At 61.4% G+C, this 20,928-nt stretch carries 20 protein-coding genes; 5 read left to right on the forward strand and 15 right to left on the reverse strand.

The features are described 5' to 3' along the window. Positions 1 to 91 precede the first annotated feature (91 nt). Genes NCG91_RS16465 through NCG91_RS16475 form a run of 3 tightly spaced genes read left to right on the forward strand, consistent with a single transcriptional unit; the run spans position 92 to position 3,708 of the window. Complete coding sequence (locus tag NCG91_RS16465) at positions 92 to 2,536, forward strand: heavy metal translocating P-type ATPase (protein ID WP_285817153.1); 2,445 nt, start codon at positions 92 to 94, stop codon at positions 2,534 to 2,536. A gap of 2 nt (positions 2,537 to 2,538) precedes the next feature. Then, entirely contained in the window at positions 2,539 to 2,958 is a 420-nt protein-coding gene (gene cueR / locus NCG91_RS16470) for a Cu(I)-responsive transcriptional regulator (protein WP_099667007.1), read from the forward strand. 21 nt (positions 2,959 to 2,979) lie between these two features. Continuing rightward, positions 2,980 to 3,708 carry a glutathione S-transferase gene (locus NCG91_RS16475; RefSeq protein WP_251350443.1) on the forward strand — a complete coding sequence of 243 codons (729 nt, stop codon included), beginning with the start codon at positions 2,980 to 2,982 and terminating at the stop codon, positions 3,706 to 3,708. A gap of 44 nt (positions 3,709 to 3,752) precedes the next feature. Here the strand turns inward: NCG91_RS16475 and NCG91_RS16480 are convergent, their stop codons facing one another. The 13 genes from NCG91_RS16480 to NCG91_RS16540 all read right to left on the reverse strand — a co-directional run bounded on the left by NCG91_RS16480 (position 3,753) and on the right by NCG91_RS16540 (position 16,651). Beyond that, positions 3,753 to 3,953, reverse strand: coding sequence for a heavy-metal-associated domain-containing protein (locus NCG91_RS16480; protein WP_077407505.1), 201 nt, complete (start codon positions 3,951 to 3,953; stop codon positions 3,753 to 3,755). Between the two features lie 83 nt (positions 3,954 to 4,036). Further along, positions 4,037 to 4,978 carry a bestrophin family protein gene (locus NCG91_RS16485; RefSeq protein WP_251350444.1) on the reverse strand — a complete coding sequence of 314 codons (942 nt, stop codon included), beginning with the start codon at positions 4,976 to 4,978 and terminating at the stop codon, positions 4,037 to 4,039. A 268-nt stretch (positions 4,979 to 5,246) separates the two neighbouring features. Next, the gene (gene yidD / locus NCG91_RS16490; protein WP_251350445.1) at positions 5,247 to 5,789 is read right to left on the reverse strand and encodes a membrane protein insertion efficiency factor YidD; all 543 of its coding nucleotides are present in this window, start codon (positions 5,787 to 5,789) and stop codon (positions 5,247 to 5,249) included. Positions 5,790 to 5,824: 35 nt separating this feature from the next. Continuing rightward, positions 5,825 to 6,508, reverse strand: coding sequence for a site-2 protease family protein (locus NCG91_RS16495; RefSeq protein ID WP_354004620.1), 684 nt, complete (start codon positions 6,506 to 6,508; stop codon positions 5,825 to 5,827). Between the two features lie 138 nt (positions 6,509 to 6,646). Next, a complete protein-coding gene (locus NCG91_RS16500; protein ID WP_099667012.1) occupies positions 6,647 to 8,452 on the reverse strand; it encodes a PhoH family protein in 1,806 nt (601 codons plus the stop codon). A gap of 289 nt (positions 8,453 to 8,741) precedes the next feature. After that, a complete protein-coding gene (locus tag NCG91_RS16505) occupies positions 8,742 to 9,212 on the reverse strand; it encodes a peroxiredoxin (protein ID WP_034785468.1) in 471 nt (156 codons plus the stop codon). 74 nt (positions 9,213 to 9,286) lie between these two features. Further along, positions 9,287 to 10,246 carry a polysaccharide deacetylase family protein gene (locus NCG91_RS16510; RefSeq protein WP_251350447.1) on the reverse strand — a complete coding sequence of 320 codons (960 nt, stop codon included), beginning with the start codon at positions 10,244 to 10,246 and terminating at the stop codon, positions 9,287 to 9,289. Continuing rightward, entirely contained in the window at positions 10,246 to 11,298 is a 1,053-nt protein-coding gene (locus NCG91_RS16515; RefSeq protein ID WP_070290550.1) for a bifunctional UDP-4-keto-pentose/UDP-xylose synthase, read from the reverse strand. Before NCG91_RS16515 ends, NCG91_RS16510 begins: the two co-directional genes overlap by 1 nt. Before the next feature lie 21 nt (positions 11,299 to 11,319). Continuing rightward, positions 11,320 to 12,237: a formyltransferase gene (locus tag NCG91_RS16520; protein WP_251350448.1), complete on the reverse strand. Its 918-nt coding sequence runs from the start codon at positions 12,235 to 12,237 to the stop codon at positions 11,320 to 11,322. Then, the gene (locus tag NCG91_RS16525; RefSeq protein ID WP_251350449.1) at positions 12,237 to 13,232 is read right to left on the reverse strand and encodes a glycosyltransferase; all 996 of its coding nucleotides are present in this window, start codon (positions 13,230 to 13,232) and stop codon (positions 12,237 to 12,239) included. The genes NCG91_RS16520 and NCG91_RS16525 overlap by 1 nt, the downstream gene beginning before the upstream one ends. 11 nt (positions 13,233 to 13,243) lie before the next feature. Continuing rightward, positions 13,244 to 14,380: a DegT/DnrJ/EryC1/StrS family aminotransferase gene (locus NCG91_RS16530; RefSeq protein ID WP_251350450.1), complete on the reverse strand. Its 1,137-nt coding sequence runs from the start codon at positions 14,378 to 14,380 to the stop codon at positions 13,244 to 13,246. Between the two features lie 208 nt (positions 14,381 to 14,588). Continuing rightward, on the reverse strand, positions 14,589 to 16,262 hold the full coding sequence (locus tag NCG91_RS16535) for a glycosyltransferase family 39 protein (RefSeq protein ID WP_251350451.1): 1,674 nt from the start codon (positions 16,260 to 16,262) through the stop codon (positions 14,589 to 14,591). Next, complete coding sequence (locus NCG91_RS16540; RefSeq protein WP_099667017.1) at positions 16,259 to 16,651, reverse strand: Mth938-like domain-containing protein; 393 nt, start codon at positions 16,649 to 16,651, stop codon at positions 16,259 to 16,261. Before NCG91_RS16540 ends, NCG91_RS16535 begins: the two co-directional genes overlap by 4 nt. A 423-nt stretch (positions 16,652 to 17,074) precedes the next feature. On the opposite strand from NCG91_RS16540, the gene NCG91_RS16545 reads away from it, so the two are divergent. Then, positions 17,075 to 18,304, forward strand: coding sequence for a pyridoxal phosphate-dependent aminotransferase (locus NCG91_RS16545; protein WP_152256881.1), 1,230 nt, complete (start codon positions 17,075 to 17,077; stop codon positions 18,302 to 18,304). A 72-nt stretch (positions 18,305 to 18,376) separates the two neighbouring features. Further along, complete coding sequence (locus NCG91_RS16550) at positions 18,377 to 19,699, forward strand: homoserine dehydrogenase (protein ID WP_251350452.1); 1,323 nt, start codon at positions 18,377 to 18,379, stop codon at positions 19,697 to 19,699. A 63-nt stretch (positions 19,700 to 19,762) separates the two neighbouring features. Here NCG91_RS16550 and NCG91_RS16555 read toward each other — a convergent pair whose 3' ends face one another. Next, positions 19,763 to 20,128: a ribonuclease E inhibitor RraB gene (locus tag NCG91_RS16555; protein ID WP_077407485.1), complete on the reverse strand. Its 366-nt coding sequence runs from the start codon at positions 20,126 to 20,128 to the stop codon at positions 19,763 to 19,765. Between the two features lie 142 nt (positions 20,129 to 20,270). Then, a complete protein-coding gene (locus NCG91_RS16560; RefSeq protein WP_251350453.1) occupies positions 20,271 to 20,825 on the reverse strand; it encodes an outer membrane beta-barrel protein in 555 nt (184 codons plus the stop codon). Between the last annotated feature and the right edge of the window lie 103 nt (positions 20,826 to 20,928).

Consider the following 20,928-nt stretch of genomic DNA (forward strand, 5'->3'; position numbering starts at 1 on the left):
GCCCGGCACACCGTGCAAATAGGGCTTGACCTTCCCATCATGGGATAGCAGATCCTGTCCGTATTCGTTACTCTTTCGTACAGGATCTGCCATGCACCAGGCCGCACTCGCTCCCGCCAATTCCAGTACTCCTCCTCCCTCCGCCGCGCATGCGCAGGCGCTGGCCATCGAAGGCATGAGCTGCGCCTCGTGCGTGGGCCGCGTGGAAAAGGCCCTGGCCGCCGTGCCCGGCGTGACCCAGGCCAGCGTCAACCTGGCCACCGAAGTGGCCAAGGTCACGTCTGACACGCCGATTCCCCTGGTCACCTTGCAGGCGGCCGTGGAAAAGGCTGGCTACAGCGTGGCGCAGCGCGAAATCGACCTGAACGTCGCCGGCATGACGTGCGCCTCTTGCGTGGGCAGGGTGGAAAAAGCCTTGCTGAAGGTGTCGGGCGTGCTGGCCGCCAGCGTCAACCTGGCCACGGAAAGCGCGCGCATCAAGGTGACGGGCGAGGCCGATGCGGCCACCCTGATCGCCGCCATCGACAAGGCCGGCTATGAAGCCACCGTGCCCGCCGCCAGCCAGGCCAGCGCGCCCCTTGCCGCGCCGAACCGTGACGGCTTGAAAGTGGCGTTCGCGGCCGTGCTGGCTTTCCCCCTGATGCTGCCCATGCTGCTCGAATGGGCCGGCATCCATCTGATGCTGCCCGGCGCTCTGCAATTCGCGCTGGCGACACCTGTGCAATTCTATTTTGGCGCGCGCTTCTACAGGGCGGGCTGGAAGGCTGCCCGCGCCGGCAGCGGCAATATGGATCTGCTGGTGGCGCTGGGCACGAGCGCCGCGTATGGCTTATCCGTCTACCAGTGGCTGACGGCGGGCGAGATGCTGCCGCACCTGTATTTCGAAGCGTCGGCCGTCGTCATCACCCTGGTGCTGCTGGGCAAATGGCTGGAAAGCCGCGCCAAGCGCCAGACGGCCTCGGCCATTCGCGCGCTGCAAGTCCTGCGTCCGGAATCGGCGCGCGTGCGCCGCGACGGCGTGGAAATCGACTTGCCCGTGGAACAAGTCAAAGTGGGCGACCTGGTGGTCATCCGTCCCGGCGAGCGGGTAGCCGTCGATGGCGTGGTGGTGGAAGGCGCCAGCCAGATCAACGAATCCCTGATCACGGGCGAAAGCTTGCCGGTCGATAAGCATCCGGGCGACAAGGTCACGGGCGGCGCCATCAATGCCGATGGCTTGTTGCTGGTGCGCACGCAAGCCGTGGGCGGCGAGACGACTTTGTCGCGCATCATCCGCCTGGTGGAAGATGCGCAGGCGGCCAAGGCGCCGATCCAGCACCTGGTGGACAAGGTCAGCGCCATCTTTGTTCCCGTGGTGCTGGTGCTGGCGCTGCTGACCATGCTGGGCTGGTGGTTCGCCACGGGCGAGCTGGAAAACGCCATCATCAATGCCGTGGCCGTGCTGGTGATCGCCTGCCCGTGCGCGCTGGGCCTGGCCACGCCGACGGCCATCATGGCCGGCACGGGCGTCGCTGCCCGTTACGGCATCCTGATCAAGGATGCGGAAGCGCTGGAAGTGGCGCACGCCGTCAATACCGTCGTGTTCGACAAGACGGGCACCCTGACGGTGGGTAAACCTGCGCTGGCGGCCCTGCATGCGCATGGCATCGACGATGCCCGGCTGCTGCAACTGGCGGCCAGCATCCAGCGCGGCAGCGAGCACAGCCTGGCGACGGCCGTGCTGGATGCGGCGGCCGCGCGCCACCTCGAACCCTTGCCAGCCACGGGCCTGTCGGCCTTGCCGGGGCGCGGCCTGGCGGCCCAGGTCGATGGCCTGGAACTGAAACTGGGCAGCACGCGGCTGATGCAGGAGTTGCATGTAGACATGACGCCGCTGGCGGAACAGGCATTGTCCCTGGAAGCCACGGGCAACACAATTTCGTGGCTGGCTGCGGGCACGCAATTGCTGGGCCTGTTCGCCTTTTCCGACCAGGTCAAGCCGAACGCGCAGGCGGCCATTGCCCATCTGCACAGCCTGGGCATCCGCACGGTGATGTTGACGGGAGATAACCAGGGCAGCGCGGACGCCGTCGGCAAGCTGCTGGGCATCGATACGGTGGCGGCAAAAATGCTGCCGGCCGATAAAACCGCTAAAATTGTCGCGCTGAAAGGCGAAGGGGCGAAGGTGGCCATGGTAGGCGACGGCATCAACGATGCGCCCGCACTGGCGGCCGCCGACGTGGGCATCGCCATGTCGACAGGCACGGACGTGGCCATGCATGCGGCTGGCATCACGCTGATGCGCGGCGATCCGGCCCTGGTGGCGGACGCCATCGATATCTCGCGCCGCACCTACAGCAAGATACGGCAAAATCTGTTCTGGGCCTTCATTTATAACCTGATCGGCATTCCGCTGGCCGCCTTCGGCTTGCTCAACCCCATGGTGGCGGGCGCGGCGATGGCCTTCAGTTCCGTCAGCGTGATCAGCAATGCCCTGTTGCTGCGCCGCTGGAAAGCCCGCAGTCATACAGGTAGCGTGCATACCAAGGAGCAATAAGGATGAATATCGGCCAGGCGGCAAGCGAGACGGGCGTATCGGCAAAAATGATACGCTATTACGAAAGCATTACCTTACTAAAACCCAGCGCGCGCAGTGACGCCGGTTACCGCATCTACACGCCGAATGATTTGCACGCCTTGCGTTTCATCAAACGCGCGCGGGGCCTGGGTTTTTCGCTGGAACAGATCCGCGAACTGCTGTCGCTGTGGCAAAACGACCAGCGCGCCAGCGCGGACGTGAAAGGCATCGCCCTGGCCCACGTGGCGGACTTGAATCAGCGCATCGCCGAACTGACGGAAATGCGCGATACCCTGGCCCACCTGGCGCAATCGTGCCATGGCGACGACAAGCCCGATTGTCCCATCCTGCAAAGCCTGGGACTGGCCGGCGACCCGGAAGCGAAACCATGTTGCCATTGATGTAAATCAACGGAGGTGTGTATGGTCTATGAACTGTACTACTGGTCCACGATACAGGGACGCGGAGAATTCATCCGCCTGGCGCTGGAAGAGGCGGGCGCCGAGTACCGCGACATCGCCCGCTTGCCCGAACACAAGGGGCAGGGCGTGCCCGCGATGCTGGCCTGCCTCGATGGCGACAGCACGCCCCAGGCCGCCTACGCGCCGCCCGTGCTGCGCGACGGCGACTTGCTGATCGGCCAGACGCCGAATATCCTGTTCTACCTGGGCCGGCGCCTGGGTCTGGCGCCGCGCGCGGAAAGCGGCCGTTTGTGGCTGAACCAGTTGCAACTGACGATGGCCGACTGGCTGACGGAAGTGCACGACACGCACCATCCGCTGTCGATGAATCAATATTACGAAGAGCAAAAGCAGGCGGCCATGCTGCGCAGTGCGGATTTCCGCGCAACACGCTTGCCCAAATTCCTCGATTATTTCACCCAGGTCCTGCTGAATAATCGCAGCCGCGGCCAGTATCTGGTGGGTGCAAGACTCACGTATGGCGACCTGTCGCTGTTCCAGATGCTGGCCGGCTTGCACTATGCGTTTCCGCAAGCCATGGCGCGCCTGGCGCCCGGATATCCTGCCTTGTCTGAGTTGCATGACACCGTGGCGGCGAGGCCGAATATCGCCCGTTACCTGAAGTCGAAGCGCAGGATCCCGTTCAATGAAGAAGGCATCTTCCGCCATTACCCTGAACTGGACGGGTAAACAAAAACAGCCGGCGCATTGGCCGGCTGTCGTGTCCTTGCTGTTTATTGCGCGCTGGTAACGGGGTAGCCCGCCTCCACGATGGCCGCGCTGATGGCGCCCAGTTCGGCCGGTGACTCCACCGTGACGCGCTTGCTGGCCAGGTCGATCTGCACCTGGGCTTGCGGATCGACGCCTTGCACCGCTTTCGTGACCGAGCCGACGCAATGGCCGCAGCTCATGTTTTCAACTTGTAACTGATACATGGCAAGCACTCCTTGAATGATTAAGTGCTGCCACTGTAATCCTTCCCCCGATGGTAAGGTCAAGGGGAAAGCTGGCATGTGGATCAATTCAGCAGGAAATCGACAGCTTGCATGGGCTGCGGCACGTTCTCATCCTGCACGGATTCGCGCAAGCTGATTTCGATGGCGCGGCACATGGCAGACAGCGGTAAATCGTTGGCATCTTCGCCGAACGGTTCCTCGATCTCGTCGCCCAGGGCATCGAGGCCAAAGAAGGTGTAGGCGACGATGGCGACGACGAACGGCGTCATGAAACCGAGCGAATCGACGAGGCCGAAGGGCAGCAGGAAACAGTACAGGTAGGCCGTGCGGTGCAGCAGCAGCGAATACGAGAAGGGAATCGGCGTGCTGCGGATGCGCTCGCACGAGGCGCCGGCCGCTACCATGGCCGAGACCGTGTTATCGATCTGCGTGGCGAGGATGCTGTCGATGCGGCCCTGCGCGATGCAATCGGCCAGGTCGTGACCCATCTGCAGCATCAGGTAGTCGGACGGGTTCGTGGCCTGGCAAGCCGCTTCCCATTCTGCCGGGCGCAGCAGCGGCTGCAAGTCGGCCGGTCCGCGCGTGTCGCGCAGCTGGTGGCGCAGCGCGTGGCAAAAGGCGATGGTGCGGTAAATCATGCGCACGCGCACGTCCTCCAGGCCCAGCCTGGCGTGGGCCGGGATGTCGCCGCGTATCATCGTCTGACACTGGCGCGAGAAATTCCGGCTGCGCAAGACCAGTTCGCCCCAAAGCTTGCGTGCTTCCCAGTAGCGGTCATAGGCGGCCGTGTTGCGAAAGCCCAGGAAGATGGCCAGCGGCAAGCCGATCAGGGTAAACGGGATGGTGGTAAGGATGACCTTGTGGTCGAACAAGGTGCCGTGGCACCACGTGACGAGGGTGGCGATCAGGGTATTGACGATGAGCGTGGTGCGGATGCGCGGCAGGACGGAGCCGCGCACCACGAGGAACAACCGCAGCGCCGAAGGACGCTCGCGCACGATCATGATGGGCTCCCTGTCGGGCGCTGGGCTGGCGGTGAAAGCCGTGCCCTGTTCTTGTTATTGAAAAACCATTGTGTGGAATGGCAGAGTGGCAAATGCCGGGAACAAAAAGCCCGCAGTGTGTGCGGGCTGAGCTGGGTGTGCATGGGACGCAGTGTAGGGGAGACGGCATGAGTATAGGCCGCCGTCCCGCTTCCTGCCAATTCACAGTGATAATGGATATTATTCATTTCATGAATGAATATTTCATTTGTAAGTGAATGTGTGAATCTCAGTTGCCCGCATCCCGCCCTTGCCGCAGCTTCTTGCGGTGTTCCTCTTGCTGTCGTTTCAATGCTGCACTGGCTGCATAGTCGTTGCGGAACCACTTCGGGTTCTTGCTGCGGCCTGGCCATGTGCAATCGGCCAGGTTGGCGATATCGGCGCAGTCGCAGGCACAGTCGCCGCAATCGGGGACAGGCAGATCGCAATACCCTGCCTGCGCCCGATGGCGCGCACTGCGGCCCCTGGCGTGCTGGGTCTGGGACTGGGCCTGGTGCAGGCGGTGGTGTGCGCTGCAGCTGTGCAAGCGGCGCCGCAGCAGGGAAAGTCCCGGCCGCAAGCCATGGCGGGCGATGACCCTGTGGCCATACGCGGAACAGCTGTCGCGCCCCGTGAGCACGCGGTAGGCGCAGGAAAACCCTTTATAGGGCGACAGATAGCGCTGGTAGGCACCGATCGCCCACAGGGCCAGCTGCGTGCCGCAGGTGTCGAATGAGAAAATGCGCTCTCCTTGGCCAGTCGCGTTTATTGGATGGGATAGTGGTGCGAGCATACGACAGGTCTGCAAAAAAGAATAGCGCCAGCGCACTACATCCCCATGCTTTTCCAGCCATGCCAGCCATGCCAGCCGAACGCCACCAGCCACGCCAGCAAGATCGCCAGACCCGGCAGCAACAGCCATTTTGCCGCCGTCTCTTCCCACGCCACAAAAGGTCGTCCACCTCGGGCGATGGCCAGCAGCGCCTGTCCCCCGTTCAAGCCGGCAAACGGCAGCAGGTTGAAGGCGCACAGTTTCAACGAGAACAGGGCGAACACCAGCGCAAAGCCGTGCGTGCGAGCAAAGGTTTCGCCATCACCCAGCAATTCCTGCGCCGTTGACAACGGCGCCAGCGCGCCATGGACGATTTGTCCGAAGGCCGCGACAAAGCGCTCCCAGCCTTGTGGCCCCATGAGCCAGAGCGCCACGGCCAGCAGCACCGCCACGCCGCTCAGGGGCAGCAGCACCTGTTTCCACAGCGGCTGGAAGTTGTAGGCATCGCGGCAGGGATCGTCGTCGTACAGCGTTTCCTCGCGCGTATCTTTCAGCACCACGTTGCCGGCCAGGGGCAGCAGCTTGATGTGGACTTTTCCCCAGGCCAGCAGGGTCGGTCCCACGCCATAACTGATTTGGCGCATGCTGATGCCCAAGGCGCGAGCGCACAGGGCCATGATGGAAATGTGGAGGAACATGAAAAAGATGAAGCAGAGCAGCAACTGCAGGGCGGGATGCATCGGGTGAGGTGTCCTGGTGGAATGGAGCGGTATTAGAACATGTCGCAGGGAAAAGTCGCGCACATGAAAAAAGCCCCGCCTGCATCGCTGCAGCCGGGGCTTTCGAATGACCGGGCAGCTTGCGCCGCCCGCTGGAACTTACAGCACTTCGCTGGCGTGGTCGGCCAGGCGCGAACGCTCGCCGCGCGCCAGGGTGACGTGGCCGCTGTGGGTCCAGCCCTTGAAGCGGTCGACCACGTAGGTCAGGCCGCTCGAGCCTTCCGTCAGGTACGGCGTGTCGATCTGCGCGATGTTGCCCAGGCACAGGATCTTCGTGCCGGGACCGGCGCGCGTGACGAGGGTCTTGACTTGTTTCGGCGTCAAGTTTTGCGCTTCATCAATGATGAGGAACTTGTTGACGAAGGTGCGGCCGCGCATGAAGTTGAGCGACTTGATCTTGATGCGCGAGCGGATCAGGTCTTGCGTTGCCGCACGGCCCCATTCGCCGCCATCGGAGTCGGACTTGTTCAGCACTTCCAGGTTGTCGTCGAAGGCGCCCATCCATGGCGACATCTTTTCCTCTTCCGTGCCTGGCAGAAAACCGATGTCTTCGCCCACCGGCACCGTCACGCGGGTCACGATGATTTCATTGTAGAGTTTGGTTTCCAGCACCTGCGCCAGGCCGGCGGCCAGGGCCAGCAGGGTCTTGCCGGTGCCGGCCTGGCCCAGCAGGGTGACGAAGTCGCATTCTGGATTCATCAGCAAGTTCAGCGCGAAATTCTGCTCGCGGTTGCGCGCCGTCACGCCCCATACATTGTTCTTCGTGTGGCTGAAGTCGCGCAGGGTTTGCAGCACGGCCGTCTTGCCGTTGATCTGTTTCACCTGGCCATAGAACGGCGTTTCGCCGTTTTTCGGTTCCAGGTAGATGAACTGGTTGACCAGCAACGATGGAATGAACGGGCCCGTCACGCGGTAGAAGGTGGAGCTGTAGCCGTTCTTGCTTTCCTGCCACGATTCCATGTCCTTGCCGTGCTTGTTCCAGAAGTCGTCCGGCAATTGCACGATGCCCGAGTACAGCAAGTCCGTGTCTTCCAGCACATGGTCGTTGAAGTAATCTTCGGCTGGCAAGCCCAGGGCGCGCGCCTTGATGCGCATGTTGATGTCCTTCGACACCAGCACGACGGGGCGGCCATCCTGTTCCGACTCGAGCGAGCGCACGACGGCCAGGATCTGGTTGTCGGCCTTGCCTACTGGCAAGCCAGCCGGCAAGTCGGCGCTTTGCAGGCGCGTCTGGAAGAACAGACGGCCCTTGGCATCCTTGTTGCCCAGCTTGGACAGCAGGATGCCGTGCTCGATGGCGTCGTCATCCGTGTTGCTGATCAGGGCGTCCAGGGTGCGGGAGACCTGGCGCGCATTGCGCGCCACTTCCGTCATGCCCTTTTTATGGTTGTCCAGCTCTTCCAGGGTCATCATCGGCAGGTACACATCGTGTTCCTCGAAGCGGAACAGCGACGATGGATCGTGCATCAGCACGTTCGTGTCGAGCACGAACAGCTTGCTGATGCCGCGCTGGTCGGCGGCGCGGCTGGCGGACGACTTGAGCTGGACTTCGACCGCCTTGTGCTTGGCCGGATGTGGCTGCTCGACTTGCTTGACGGATTTCAGCGGCGTGACCTTGCCCTTGGCTGCCGGCTTGGTTTTCGCGGCAGGAGCAGGGGCTGCGGCCACTGGCGCCGGTGCGGGCGCCTGTACTGGCTTGGCGACCATCAGGGCCGCCACTTGCTTGATCTTCGTGGCCGCATTGCGGACTGGCTTGGCAACTTCGGCGATCGCCGCTTCAATGATCGGTGCAGCCACTTTCTTGGCTGCCGGGGTTTTGGTGGCCGGGCGCGCTGCGCCTGCGGTTGGATAATCTTGGGTGGCCAGGATGGTGGCTGGCTTGCTCGGTAATTTTGGCAGTGGCATCAGGATCTCAATCAAAAAATTTCTGGAATGAATCGCCCATGGGCAGCCAGCTTCTGGCGGCACTTCTCATGGGTGGATGCGGGGGGAACAACAATGCTACAGGACGAGTAACTGCCGGAAGGCCGGCAGCATGGCCGGTCATGGACGCCATCGGCGGGCTGCAGGCCCGCCTGGCGGAGTGGATGGAGGCGCTTCGTTGACTCAAAATGGCGATAGGTACCGTGAACTGAACTGCGGTTGAACTAAGCTCGCTGGAAGCCGGCAACGCGCATTGGATCAAAATGGACGATCAATTCAGATGCGCTACGAATTCCAGCACTTCTTCCACGTGAGTTGCGACCTTCACGCCTCTCCATTCTTTCACCAATCGGCCCTGGGCGTCAATCACAAACGTACTGCGCTCGACGCCACGGACCGTCTTGCCGTACATCTGTTTCATCTTCATGACGTTAAACAGCAGGCAAACGGCTTCGTCCGGGTCGGAAATGAGCTCGAATGGCAGCTCCAGCTTGGCTTTGAAGCTTTCGTGCGAACGCAGGGAATCGCGGCTGATGCCGTAGATTTCCACGCCGGCGGCGACGAATTGCGAATACGCATCGCGAAAGGCGATGTTTTCCGTGGTGCAACCAGGGGTGTTGTCCTTCGGATAGAAAAACAGCACCGTGGCCTTGGCCGGGCGGCCCAGCAATTGAAAGGTCTTGCCGCTGGTCATCGCGGCGCTAAAGTCGGGTATGCTAACGAGGGATTGGCTATCAGCCACAGGTTCTCTCCTGAACGGTGATCATCAGCGCTGTTTTTAATCTGGCAACGCATCCAGGTGCAACAATACAGCATTCAGGCCGCTTTGCCCTGCACAATCAGGCGTCCCGAACGGCCTGGCAACTCATCCCAGGTGACGGGACAAACGGGCAAGTCCGTATTTTTTATCTTTTCATAATAATCGCCCATCGAGGCGAACTGGTAGCCCTGGGCTTTCCAGCCAGCCAGCAGTTGTTCGAAAATGGGGGCGAGTTTCTGTCCTTCAAGTTCCGCATGCAAGGTATATACGTGATCGCGCGGATTGTCGGCCGTCAATGACAGGATATGCGCCGCAACATTGCCGGTCGTGATCAGTTTGCCATCGATTTCGCAGCCCAGCAATTCATCCAGGGTGGGCAGGGTGGTGGGCAATTGCACGCATTGCAGGATCGTGTTGCCGTTGCGCACGCGGTGCGGGCCATTGCTTGGATGCACCATGGCGCCGCGCGCGTCGAGCATGGCGCGGCCATCGGAGGCAAAGCGGTAGCCGGCCGTGTCGTGTTCGACAAAGGCGCTGACATTCATTTGCCAGCCGGCCGCGCCGTGCGTGTGCGGCTTTGTTCCAAACACTTGTTCGTAGCGGTTGGCGGCCTTGCGCATCATGTTGATGGTCCAGGCGGCGTTGCGCTTGGCCACGTTGTCTTGCCACAGGGTGTGATCCCAGGTGTGGATGCCGCACTCGAAACCGGCATCGCGCACGGCGCGCAATTGCGCCGCGCATTGCTTGCCGATATCGGGTCCCGGCAGCAAAGTGCCGTACATCAATGTTTTCAAGCCGTAGTGCTCGACCACCGAGGTGCGCGATACCTTGCTGAAAAAGCCGGGTTTCAAGGCGCGCCGCAGGGCCCAGCCCGTGTGGTCGGGGCCCAGCGAGAACAGAAAGGTGGCCTTGGCCTGGTGCGCGGCCAGCATGCGCACCAGATTGCCCATGCCTTCACGGGTGCCGCGATAGGTATCGACGTCGATTTTCAGGGTCAGGAACGGCTTGCTCAACATTAATCCATCAGTGCTTTGGCTTGGGCTACCTGGCTGCGGTAGGCGTCGAAAATGTTGCGCAGGGAATCGGCCATGGTGGTGGTCGGCGCCCAGCCCAGCTCTTCGCAGGTATTCGTGATTTTCGGCACGCGGTTTTGCACGTCCTGGTAGCCGGCGCCGTAGTAGGCACCCGAGGTCGTTTCCACGATTTTCACGTGTTTCGCGCCTTCGGCGTATTCCGGGTATTCGGCGGCCAGGGTCAGCATCATGCCGGCCAGGTCGCGGATCGAATAGTTATTGGTCGGATTGCCAATGTTGTAGATCTTGCCGCTGGCGATGCCGTTCTTGTTGGCGATGATGCGGATCAGCGCATCGATGCCGTCGTCGATGTAGGTGAACGCGCGTTTCTGCGCGCCGCCATCGACCAGCGAGATGTTCTCGCCGCGCACGATGTGGCCGAAGAATTGCGTCACCACGCGCGAGGAACCTTCTTTTGGCGTGTGGATCGAGTCCAGGCCGGCGCCGATCCAGTTGAACGGACGGAACAGGGTGAAGTTCAAGCCTTCCATGCCGTAGCCCCAGATTACGCGGTCCATCAGCTGCTTGGCGTTCGAATAGATCCAGCGCGGCTTGTTGATCGGGCCGCAGATCAGTTCCGAGTTTTCCGGGTCGAATTCCTCGTCATGGCACATGCCATACACTTCCGAGGTCGACGGGAAGACCAGGTGCTTGCCGTACTTGGCGGCCGAGCGCACGATCGGCAGGTTGGCTTCGAAGTCCAGTTCGAAGACGCGCAGCGGCTGCTTGACGTAGGTTGATGGCGTGGCGATGGCGACCAGGGGCAGGATGACGTCGCATTTCTTGACGTGGTATTCGACCCATTCCTTGTTGATCGTGATGTCGCCTTCGAAGAAGTGCATGCGCGACTTGTAGTTGTCATCTTCCAGCAATTCCGTGATGCGGTCCGTGTTCATGTCCATGCCGTAGACATGCCAGTCGGTGGTTTCCAGGATGCGCTTGGACAGGTGGTGGCCGATGAAGCCGTTGACGCCTAAGATGAGGACTTTTTTCATGTGAGATTCTCTTGAGTTAAATCAGTGTGTGCTGACGCGGGTGGTCAGACTTGCTTGCAATTGTTGAGCCGAAATCGGCTCCCCGGCAGCCCTCAGCGCGGAAATGGCCAGCATGCGGCCGTCTCCGCAGACGCCAAAGATGCAATTATCCACTACCGCCAAGCCCGGTGGCAAACTTCCTGCGGAAAGCTTGCTCAAACGGGCTTTTTCGATAATGTAAATGACATCATTGACTTCGGTGAAGGCGCCGGGATAGGGGGGCGCGACGGCACGGTGCAGGTTGTAAACCTGCTGCGCGGGTAACTTCCAGTCTATCCTGCCATCTTCGGGCTTGCGGCCGCCAAAGTAGCCGCCCTGGCGCAAATCGTTGAGCTGGCGCGGCGCCGTGCCGTCCAGCAAGGCCGGCAGCACGTTCCATAGGGTTTGTTCCGCCGCCACGGTGACCTTGCCGAAGACTTCGAAGGCCGTATCGTCGGGCAGGATGGGCACGGCCGTTTGCGCGACGATGGCGCCGGCATCGGGCTTGACCGTCATTTCATGCAGGGTGGCACCCGTTTGCGGGGCGCCATGCAGCACGGCCCAGTTGACGGGCGCGCGGCCGCGGAACGCCGGCAGCAGCGAGCCGTGCATATTGTAGGCGGGCGCGACTTCCAAGATGCTAGCCGGCAACATGTGGCGGTAGTAAAAACTGAACAGCATGTCCGGTGTTGCCGCCTGCACCTGCGCCAGCAACTCGGGCGCGCGGGCGTCCGATGGCGTGATGTACGGGATGCCTTCCGCCTGGCACAGGCTGGCGACGGATTCGAACCACAGGTTTTCCGTGGGGCTGTCTTCGTGCGTGACGACGAGGGCGATGTCGACGCCGCCGGCCAGCAGCACCTTGATGCAGCGCACGCCCACATTGTGGTAGCCGAAGACGACGGCGCGCGGGGCGCCCATCAGCGGCCCACCTGGCGCTTTTCCAGGCGCACGTACGATGGCGCCTCGGCTTCCGCCTGTGTCATGCCGTCCTGCAAGATGGTTTGCACCACGTAGCGGGGACGGGCGCGCACTTGCTGGAAGATGCGTCCCACGTATTCGCCCACCAGGCCGATGCCGAACAGGATCACGCCCATGAAGAAGAAGGCGATGGCGAACAGGGTGAATACGCCCTCGGCTTCCGCGCCCAGCAGGAAGCGGCGTACCAGCAGGAAGACCACCAGCAATGCCGAGCCCAGCGACAGCGCCATGCCCAGCATGGAAAAGATTTGCAGGGGAATCAGCGAAAAGCCCGTGACCAGGTCGAAATTGAGGCGGATCAGGCTGTACAGCGAGTATTTCGATTCGCCGGCCGCCCGCTCCTCGTGTTCGACGATGATTTCCGTCGGCTTGCGGGCAAAGGTGTAGGCCAGTGCCGGCACGAAGGTATTGACTTCGGCGCATTGGTTGACGAGGTCGATCACGTTGCGGCCATACGCGCGCAGCATGTTGCCCTGGTCTGTGATCTTGATATTCGTGATTTTTTCGCGCAGGCGGTTCATCATCTTCGAGGCCAGCGTGCGCCAGGCGGAATCTTGCCGCTTGCGCCGGATTGAGCCCACATAATCGTAGCCTTCGCGCATCTTCGCCACCAGGTTGCCGATTTCCTCGGGCGGATTCTGCAGGTCGGCGTCGAGCGTGATCATGATCTGTCCGCGCGAGGCTTCAAAACCAGCCAGGATGGCCATGTGCTGGCCATAATTGCCGTTGAACAAGATTACGCGCGTGACGTCCGGGCGCTGACGGAATTGTTCCGCCAGGATGGGTACCGAATTGTCGCGGCTGCCATCGTTGATGAAGATGATCTCGTAGCTCGTCTGGAGGGCATCGAGGGCCGGATACAGGCGGGCGAACAGGCTGGCCAGGCCATCCTGTTCGTTGTAGATCGGAATGATAATGGACAGTTCAGGTTTCATCGGCGCGCTGCTCATTTGATGAGAATGGATTTGACGGTGGCGACGGCGCGTTCCACGTCCTGTGTCGTCATGGCGTAGAACATCGGCAAGGTCACGGTCAGGCGGCCGATCTTTTCCGAGACGGGGAACATGCCCTCGGTAAAGCCGCGTTCGCGGTACATGGTAAACAGGTGGATCGGTGCGTAATGATAGCCCGTTCCCACGTTTTGCTGCGCCATTTGCTGCATGAAGGCGGCGCGCGTGCCGGGGCCATTGTCGGGCAGGATGATCTGGAACAAATGCCAGTTGCTGTTTTCAAAGTCCTGCACGGGCAGCTGGGCGCCGCTCAGCGCTTCGAAATCGCTGCCGAACTGCGCGAAATAGTGGCGTGCCAGCGCGCGGCGGTGGGCCGTGATCGCCTCGATATTGGCAAACTGGCCCAGGCCGATGGCGGCCATGATGTCGCTCATGTTGTACTTGCCGCCCAGCACATCGACGTCGATGCCGTCGACGCCGCTGCGCGTCACGCCCTGCAGCCGGTATTTCTCGGCCAGTTTCGCTTCTTCCAGGTTGTTGAGGACGAGGCAGCCGCCTTCGCCCGTGGTGATGTTCTTGTTGGCCTGGAAGCTGAACGAGACGAAGTCGCCAAACGCGCCGATGCGCTTGCCTTTCCAGGTGGAACCGAACGCTTGCGCCGCGTCTTCCACGACCCTTAAGTTGTACTTTTCAGCAATCGCGTATAGGCGGTCCATATCGACGGGCAGGCCGGACAGGTAGACGGGGATGATGGCCTTGGTACGCGGGGTGATGACCGCTTCCAGTTTGTCGAGGTCGATATTCCGCGTAACGGGATCGATGTCGGCGAACACTGGCGTGGCGCCCACTTCGATGATGACGTTGGCCGTCGCGACCCACGACACGGGCGTGGTGATGACTTCGTCGCCGGGGCCGATGCCAGCGATGCGCAGCGCGATTTCCATGGTGCACGTGCCCGAATTGAAGGTGCGCACGGGGCGCCCGCCGAAATACTCGGACAGCTGGGCTTCGAAAGCCTGCACTTTCGGGCCGCTGGTGATCCAGCCCGAGCGCAGCACTTCGCCGACGGCGGCGATGGTCGCTTCATCGATGGTGGGTTTGGAAAAGGGCAAAAAGGGCAGGGTAGAGGTCATGGGGCGCAGTTCTTGGATCTGTATTGTGTCAGGGTATCGGCATCGCCGAGGCTGCCAGTGCCGTCAAAAGGCGCCGGCAGGCATGGCTATTTTATATCGTCAGTATGGCGGCGCAGCCCTTCAGCGGTGAAAAATCCTGCTGATGCGGGGGCGGGGCAAGCTGGCCGGGGGGGGCGCGATCCGTGCTGCCTCGCGCCCCTTTAAATATTTACTTGTTAGCAACGACCATGCGGCGCGCATCTTCGGCAATCACACGCATGGGCACGCCACGGCCCTGCAATTCCTTGTAACGGTACAGGCTGATAATCGCCATGTCGTGCACGCCGGCATTGGCATCGTTCGTCCATTGCGTGATGAAAGGCTCGATGTTCGGGATGGACAGTTCGGGCTGCTGTTTCAGGCCAAACGTAAACTCATCCCAGTAATCGACGAGGATCACGGGCCGCTGCAGGTAATACGTCAGCGATTGTTCGTAGATGCCGACCGAATAGAGCTTGGTATCGGCTGTCAGTTCGGCCTGGATCTGCGGCAGCATGTCGGTGCCTGCGCGGTTCTGGCCATACAGTTCGGAGCCGGCCAGGATGCAGTGCGTGGCCAGGAAGCCGGCGCCGGCGATGGTCAGCACCGTCATGTCGCGGCGCAACTGGCGCGCATGCAGCAAGGCCAGGGCGCCGCCGGCCAGGGCGAAGAAGCCGGCCGCCATCAGCCATGGCTGGTAGCCCTTCAGCGCGACCAGGGCTTCCGCGTCGCGCGCGCTGGCCTTGCTGAAGGCGATCGGTCCGCCGATCAGGATGGCCGCGCCCAGCACGCACAGCAGGCCGGCGGCGAACAGGCGCTGGCGGCGCGAGGCCGATTCCAGGTACAGCGCCACCAGCAGGGCCAGCGCCGGGAAGATGGGCACGATGTAGCCAGGCAGCTTCGAAGTCGAATAGCTGAAGAAGAAGAAAATGAAGACGGCCCAGACGAGCAGCATCAAGCGGGGCTGGAAGGCGCCTTCCTGGCGCTTGAAGGCGGCGGCCAGGCTTTGCGGCAGCACGCCTATCCATGGCAGGATGCCGGGAATGAGCAGCACCAGGAAGTAATACCAGGCGCCTTCGCGCTTGTGGCCCTTCATCAGGAAGCGCTGGAAATGCTCGTGGATGAAGAAGAAATGCGGTTGTTCCGGATTGCGCAGGGCGACCAGCACGAACCACGGCGTGGCGATGGCAAAGAACAGCAGCAAGCCCTTGACCAGGTGCAGCCGCGTCCAGATGCGCCAGTCGCGCGCGCACAGCGAATACAGCACCAGCACGGCGCCCGGCAGCACGATGCCGATCAAGCCCTTGGCCAGCACGGCCAGCGCCATGGCGGCCCAGCAGGCCAGCATCCAGTTGCGCCGCTCGATTTCCGTGGCGTCGTCGCGCTGGGCGATCAGCAGGCTGCCCAGGGTGAGGGTCATCATGCCCGACAGGCCCATGTCCAGCGAATTGATCTGGCCGGAAGCGAGCCAGAACAGGCTCGACGCCAGCACCAGGCCCGCATACAGGCCCACGCGCGGGCCGAACACTTTCTTGCCCGCGTAAGCCGTCATGCATACGCCGATGATGCCGCACAGGCCAGTCCACAGGCGCGCCTGCCATTCGCCCAGGCCGAAGGCGGCGAAGGTCAGCGCATTCATCCAGGTTTGCAGCGGCGGCTTTTCAAAGTACTTGATGCCGTTCAGGCGCGTGGTGATCCAGTCGCCCGTGACGAACATTTCGCGCGCCATCTCGGCGTAGCGGCCCTCGTCGGGCGGTACCAGGGTGCGCACGCCCAGCGCATACAGGGTGACGACGATGAAGATGCCCAGCAGGGACCACATCAGCACCCGCGACGAGTGCAGTTCGTTGACATTGATTTTCATGCGGGCGTGCCTGCGGCCGGGGCCAGGATCAGGGCCAGCGTGACCTTGCGGCCTTCGCCCATGAGGATATTGTAGGTGCGGCAGGCAGCCTGGCTATCCATGCATTCGACGCCGATGCGGCGCATGGTCAGCGCGGCCGTCAGCTTCGGATGCACGAAACGCTGGCGTTCGCCCGTGCCGAGGATGACCACGTCGGGCGCATCGGCCAGGATCTGCGCGAAATGCGCCTCGTTCAGTTGCTCGAAACTGTCCACTTCCCACGCCCGCGGAGGCATTTCCGGCATGACGATCAGGCTGTAGTTGTAGGGCTGGGCATTGATCTCCACGCCGTTTTCGTCATAGCCGGTGACAGTCTGGTATTGTTGGGTGCTGCTGGCATGGAGTTTCATGGCGATATCGGGGGCTGGTCGTGTCGGTTGATCGGTGCGCGCGCGGCCAAACTGCGTGCCGCGGCCAAGGGCGTAAGCATGCCATAAATGACAGAAAAGAGCGACTGAAAAGCAATATCCTTTCCAAATTGCAATCTTCGGCGCCACAGAGGGACTGCCTGCTTGCGCCATGGTAATGCTGCCAGATTAAGGGAAGATGAAGATGGCGCGTGCCCGATTGCCGTCCGGAGGCGCCGGCGTGGCAGAATCGGCGTCAAATGCCGGGTTGGCCATGTTTAATTTGATAAAATGGCCTGTTTTCGGCGAGAATGGTTGTTTTCGCCTTGCAGTCTTTCGCATCGCAGTTTCACGGGTTCATAGTTCTGGCGCGGCTATCATGCTGCAAGTTCTGCTTACCGCGCCGCATCACGACAGGGATTTATTTTGCGACCGATTCAGAAATCGAATAAATTGGCGGATGTCTGCTATGACATCCGCGGCCCGGTCCTGGAAAAATCCAGGCAAATGGAAGAAGAAGGCCACAAGATCACCAAGCTCAATATCGGCAACCTGGCCGTATTCGGCTTCGATCCGCCGGACGAGATCGTGCGCGACATGATGCTCAACCTGCAAAATGCCGCCGGCTATACGGATTCGAAGGGCATGTTCGCGCCGCGCAAAGCCGTCATGCACTATACGCAGGGCAAGAACATCGCCGGCGTGACCATCGATGACATTTATTTGGGCAATGGCGCTTCCGAACTGATCGTCATGTCGATGAACGCCCTGCTCAACAGCGGCGACGAAGTGCTGGTGCCGGCGCCCGATTACCCGCTGTGGACGGCCGCCGTCAGCCTGTCGGGCGGCAATCCCGTGCATTATGTGTGCGACGAGCAGAACGAGTGGTATCCCGACATCGAGGACATGCGCCGCAAGATCACGCCGCACACCAAGGCTATCGTCGTCATCAACCCGAACAATCCCACGGGCGCGCTGTACCCGGTTTCCGTGCTGCTGCAGATCGTCGAACTGGCGCGCCAGCACCAACTGATCATTTTCGCCGACGAGATCTACGACAAGGTGCTGTACGACGAAGCCGAGCACGTGTCGATCGCCTCGCTGGCCGACGACGTGCTGTTCATCACCATGAACGGCTTGTCGAAGAATTACCGCTCCTGCGGCTACCGTTCCGGCTGGATGGTGGTCTCGGGCGAAAAGCGCCACGCAAAAGATTATATCGAGGGCCTCAACATGCTGGCCTCGATGCGGCTATGCGCCAACGCGCCGGGGCAGTTTGCCATCCAGACGGCGTTAGGCGGCTACCAGAGCATACAAGACCTGGTGGGGCCCGGCGGGCGCCTGTTGAAACAGCGCGACCTGGCGCACAAGCTGCTGACCGATATTCCGGGCGTCACCTGTGTCAAGCCAAAGGCCGCGCTGTACATGTTCCCGCGCCTGGACCCGGAGATCTACCCGATCGCCGACGACCAGCAGTTTGCCTATGAATTACTGGCCGAAGCGAAGGTCCTGATCGTGCAGGGCACGGGCTTCAACTGGATCGCGCCCGACCATTTCCGCGTCGTCTTCCTGCCCAACTCCGATGACCTGACCGAGGCCATGGGTCGCATTGCGCGCTTCCTCGAAGGTTACCGCAAGCGCCATAGCCGGGGCTGAGCCAGACAGTAGCAATACCGATCAACCTGGCGCCGCCCAAGGGGGCGCCACTTATGAGCAGTCAAGCACACTATGAAATCCATCAAGATCGGCCTGCTGGGCCTGGGCAATGTCGGTTACGGCACGTTCAGCGTCCTGAAACGCAACCAGGAAGAAATCAAGCGCCGCGCGGGCCGCGGCATTGAAGTCGTCGCCGTCGCCGTGCGCGACGTGGCGCGCGCCGAAGCGCTCGTCGCCGGCGGCTGCAAGGTCGTCAATGACCCTTACCTGATCGTTAACGATCCCGAGATCGACATCGTCGTCGAACTGATCGGCGGCTACGACCTGTCGAAGACCCTGGTGATGCAGGCGATTGCCAACGGCAAGCACGTGGTCACGGCCAACAAGGCCCTGCTGGCCGTGCACGGCAATGAAATCTTCGCCGCCGCCCAGGACAAGGGCGTGATGGTGGCCTTCGAAGCGGCCGTCGCCGGCGGCATCCCCATCATCAAGGCGCTGCGCGAAGGCTTGACGGCCAACCGCATCGAATGGATCGCCGGCATCATCAACGGCACCACCAATTTCATCCTGTCCGAGATGCGCGACAAGGGCCTCGATTTCGCCACCGTGCTGAAACAGGCGCAGGAACTGGGCTACGCGGAAGCCGACCCCACCTTCGACATTGAAGGCGTCGACGCCGCGCACAAGGCCACCATCATGTCGGCCATCGCCTTCGGCATCCCGGTGCAGTTCGACAAGGCCTACGTGGAAGGCATCAGCAACCTCAATGCCGTCGACATCCGCTACGCCGAGCAGCTGGGCTACCGCATCAAGCTGCTGGGCATCACCAAGCGCGCCACCGTCAACGGCGTGGAGGGCATCGAGCTGCGCGTGCATCCGACCCTGATCCCGGCCAAGCGCCTGATCGCCAACGTGGAAGGCGCCATGAACGCGGTGCTGGTGCATGGCGACGCCGTCGGCGCCAGCCTGTACTCGGGCCGCGGCGCGGGCGCCGAGCCGACCGCGTCGTCGGTGATCGCCGACCTGGTTGACATCACCCGCCTGGCCACGGCCGACCCGGAACACCGCGTGCCGCACCTGGCGTTCCAGCCGAACGCGATGACCGATATCGCCATCTTGCCGATGTCGGAAATCACCACCAGCTACTACCTGCGCATGCACGTGGCCGACCAGCCGGGCGTGCTGGCCGACCTGACGCGCATCCTGGCCGAACGCAGCATCTCGATCGACGCCATGCTGCAAAAAGAGCCGGCCGAAGGCGAGACGCATACGGACATCATCATGCTGACGCACCAGACGCAGGAAAAGAATGTCACGGCCGCCATCGAGAAGATGGAAGCATTAAATAGCGTGGTGGGCACGGTCACCAAGATCCGCCTGGAAAACCTCAGCTGAGCGTTTTTAGCGATCCATGCAAAACGGCGCCCGCGGGCGCCGTTTTTTCATCCGATGACTGTCTTAATGCTGCGGTACGTCGGGAGCGCCGACGGGTCCCACGTCCATGCCGTCATAGCTGGCCAGCTGGTTTTCCTGGGCAAACGCCATCAGTTCGCCATTGCGCGCGTGCAGGCTGTCGACGCCATGCACTTCGGCCTTTTCCACGTGCAGCACCCACACGGGTGGCGCCGCCGGATCGTCGAGTTCCGGCTGGTACAGTTCCACCGGGCGGTAGCCCTGCAGCGCCAGCACGGTGGCGGCCTGCTCCAGCGGTTCGGAAGTGGGGTTGGTGAAGTAATAGCCCCACAGCAGCGGCTGGGACAGGTCCCAGGGCGCGTTCTCGGCGATGTTGGCGAACAGTTCGCTTACGTCTTCTTTGGTCATCATGGCGGAATCTTTCAGTCAATTTCAGGGCGAGATCTTAACATCGGCGCCCGTGGCGCGCCATGCGCCCATAAAAAAACCGGCTGTGCAGCCGGTTTCTTATCAGCCGTTACAACGGCTGGATGCTGATGCGCGCGAGCGCGAATCAGAACTTGTAGCGCAGGCCGATCGACAGCAGGTCGGCTTTCAGCTTGGCACCATCGCCGTTTGCTACCTTGCCGAAGTTTTCGTATTCCGCAACCAGCGACAGTTTTTTGTCGAAGTGGTAAGCGGCACCGATGCCAAAGATGGCGGAGGTCTTGTTGGTCGAGTCGTTAACGTTCTCACCAACGACACTGACTTTGGTGCGGTTTTGCGATACGCCAGCCTTGGCGAACAGCGAGAACTGTTCGTTCAGTGGCAGGGTGCCGGTGGCGGCAACGTAGAATGCGTGGCTTTTCACGTCCAGTTTATCGCCGTCGAAGGTTGTCGTCAGTTTGCCAAAGTCGACGTAGCCGGCTTCCGCGCCGAAGTTTTGCGTGAGGTCGTAGCCTGCGTAGGCTTTGTAGCCGGTATTGCTTTTCTTGACCGAAGGGGTGTCACCCGACAGTTTCAATTCCGAACGGCCGACGTTGGCGCCAGCATAGAAACCTTCAGCTTGAGCGAACAATGGGAATGCCAGGGCGGCGCCTACGACTGCTGCAAACAATTGCTTTTTCATATTGATCCTAGGTAATTAATGCGGAGAGACTGTCTCGCCGCTTAATGGGAGCCGAATTGTATAGGGATGAATATGTTTATGTAAGGCAATTATTTAAAAAATA

This window comes from Janthinobacterium kumbetense, assembly GCF_023703445.1.
In the GTDB taxonomy this organism is placed as follows: domain Bacteria; phylum Pseudomonadota; class Gammaproteobacteria; order Burkholderiales; family Burkholderiaceae_D; genus Janthinobacterium; species Janthinobacterium kumbetense.